The sequence below is a fragment of the uncultured Lamprocystis sp. genome (assembly GCF_903933125.1).
Classification (GTDB): domain Bacteria; phylum Pseudomonadota; class Gammaproteobacteria; order Chromatiales; family Chromatiaceae; genus Thiodictyon.
On record NZ_CAIZIZ010000332.1, the window covers coordinates 1 to 2,386 of the forward strand.

Below are 2,386 nucleotides of genomic sequence, written 5' to 3' on the forward strand. Positions count from 1 at the left end.
GAATCTGGCAGGTCCACAAGACCGTATCGTATCCATAGCTTGTTGGATTTTCTGAGAGAACAATAGACTTCAGCCACGTATCAATCTTGGCAGTGATTCGCGGTTCCGCCCCCGGTGCATCTTGAGTGTTTAGTGCATCATAGCCAGCTTTCTCGTATTTTTTCACCCACTCATAGACTGAGCTACGGGAAAGGCCCAATACACTAGCCACCAAATCAGGGGAGTAATTTCGTTCGACGACAGACTGGACCGCCAGTTTCCGAATATAGCTCATTGGTTCGCCAGGAATCTTTCTTGCATCACTAAGCCAATCGTTACTCATGATCGACTCTCCTCGTAATCCGAGACCTAACTCTAAGTATAGACTATGCTAGAAAAATTGCCATTAAGGCGTGTCCGGTTATTAAATAGCGCCTCGATAAGTGCGCCTTCGCTTAGTTTCGCAATTAAAAATCAAGTCACGAGTATTAGTGGTACGTCAGTACAGTCACAAGGCACTGGCAACTACGGAAACCGGACTATGGTTATCGGGGCTAGGGCTGATGGTTCGATACCCTTTACCGGCCACACTTACAACATCCTTGGCTGCGGTGCGCTACTCTCTGATTACGCCATGCGCAAGATCGAAGGCTGGCAAGCCGGACAAATGAGGATCACGCTGTGATTACCTACCTCACCACCGAGCATGGTCCGGTGCCACCGCACGTGACGCTCAATGGCATGTCCTACCCAACTGAGCTTGCGATCCAGCGTGGCGAGGCAGCCTACCTTGCTCCGCTGGGCATCTTCCCGCACGAAGTCCCAGACGGCCCCGCTCCGTTCGGCCATGACTGGGAGCTTATCGATGGCACCTACGTCGGTACTCCAGCCGGTAGCGAGGAAGATCGTGCGGCGGCCCTGGCTGCGCAAGAACACCTTCGCTTACGCCGTGAGGTGTGGCCTGAGCAAACCAGGCAGCGCAATATTCGGGCAGCCAACGCTGTGCTTGCCGACCCTAACGCGACCTCTAACCAGCGTATCGAAGCGCTGAAAACCCTTAACACGCTATAGGATAATCGTTATGGCCATCATGACTTTCATTGCCGAGTCCAGCAAAGAAGGCTTGGAAACGCTTGGTTATATAGAGATGGTTCGTGCCGGGCTCGCTGGTCTGCGCAAGCAAGAAGGGCGTCGGGCGCATTCTGCTGCAACAACGGTCGCGCCGATGAAGCTGATTTTCGGCATCTCTGACAGTGAGGGCGCCAATCCGAACGCTGGGGCCGAGGCATTCCGGGACCGCCTCAACGCGATCAACGCGGGTACCCTGACGGGGCTGCAAGAGTTCGTCGACGTGACGCTCGCTGATCCGACTGTGGTCTGAATCATGGCCCTCCCCATCACTGAAGAGCAACTGGTCGTGGACTCTGCGCCGGATTCGACGGTAATTCAGTGGCAACTTATTCGGACACGCTTAACGGATGGCTAACGACCTCGAACTGAAGCTGACGATCCGCGCCGATGGCTCAGTGGCGGTCGGGCAGTTGCAGCAGGTGGGCCATGCCGCCGCGGCGCTCGGGCCAGCCGCGACGGCCGGCGCCGGCGCGGCCGAACGGGCCTTGACCGGGCTGGAGCGCGCGGCCAACGGCGGGCTCGGGCAGATGGTGCGCCTCAACGAGGGCCTGGAACTGCTCGGCCGCGCCCAGGACCTGGTGGCCCCGCTGGCCGCCATCGCCGATGAGTGGAACAACCTGCAGGCGCGGCTGCGCCTGGTCACCGACTCCACCGCCGCCTATGGCGAGGCCCTGGCCGCGGTGCGCGCCATCGCCGACGACACGCGCAGCGACGTGGCGGCGACCGCCGAACTCTACACCACCTTGCAGCGCGCGCTCACCAGCCTGGGCGATACGCAGACCAACGTCACCGACCTGACCCGCACCATCTCGCAGGCCATGCAGTTGTCCGGCGCCTCGGCGGCGGCCAGCGAGGGCGCCCTGCGGCAGTTGGCCCAGGCGCTGAGTTCCGGCGTGCTGCGCGGCGACGAGTTCAACAGCGTGATGGAACAGGCGCCGCGCCTGCAACAGGCGCTGGCCGATGCGCTCGGGGTGACCAGCGGGCAATTGCGCGCCATGGCCGGCGACGGGCAACTGTCGGCCGAGACGGTGATTGGCGCGCTGGCCGGGCAGAGCGAACGCATCGCCGCCGAGTACGCCACCTTGCCCGAGACCATCGCCGGCGCCGGCACCCGGTTGCGCAATGCCATCGCCGGACTGGTCGGGGATCTGGACGACAGCACCGGCGCCAGTGCCGGGCTGGCGGCGGCCCTCGGGCTGGTGGCCGATCACCTGGATAGCCTGGTCGGGCTGGCCGGCGGGGCGGCGCTGGGCGGCCTGGCGGCCGGCGCGGTGCA

The 2,386-nt window shown here is 61.9% G+C and carries 4 protein-coding genes; 3 read left to right on the plus strand and 1 reads right to left on the minus strand.

The window, feature by feature from the left end; all coding sequences use genetic code 11:
• Positions 1-322, minus strand: a 322-nt coding sequence (locus tag QZY03_RS17140; protein ID WP_295583178.1) for a helix-turn-helix domain-containing protein, incomplete at its 3' end; no start/stop codon positions are given.
• A 338-nt stretch (positions 323-660) separates the two neighbouring features.
• On the opposite strand from QZY03_RS17140, the gene QZY03_RS17145 reads away from it, so the two are divergent.
• From QZY03_RS17145 to QZY03_RS17155, 3 genes are all read left to right on the plus strand, one after another.
• Entirely contained in the window at positions 661-1,050 is a 390-nt protein-coding gene (locus tag QZY03_RS17145) for a hypothetical protein (RefSeq protein ID WP_295583180.1), read from the plus strand.
• Between the two features lie 10 nt (positions 1,051-1,060).
• A complete protein-coding gene (locus tag QZY03_RS17150) occupies positions 1,061-1,360 on the plus strand; it encodes a hypothetical protein (protein ID WP_295583182.1) in 300 nt (99 codons plus the stop codon).
• A 97-nt stretch (positions 1,361-1,457) separates the two neighbouring features.
• Positions 1,458-2,386 (plus strand): tape measure protein (locus QZY03_RS17155; RefSeq protein WP_295583184.1); only part of this gene is annotated, 929 nt, incomplete at its 3' end.

Bases quoted from the DNA above. Each gene is read 5' to 3' on its own strand.
- QZY03_RS17150 (WP_295583182.1), top strand. From the start codon at position 1,061: ATGGCCATCATGACTTTCATTGCCGAGTCCAGCAAAGAAGGCTTGGAA.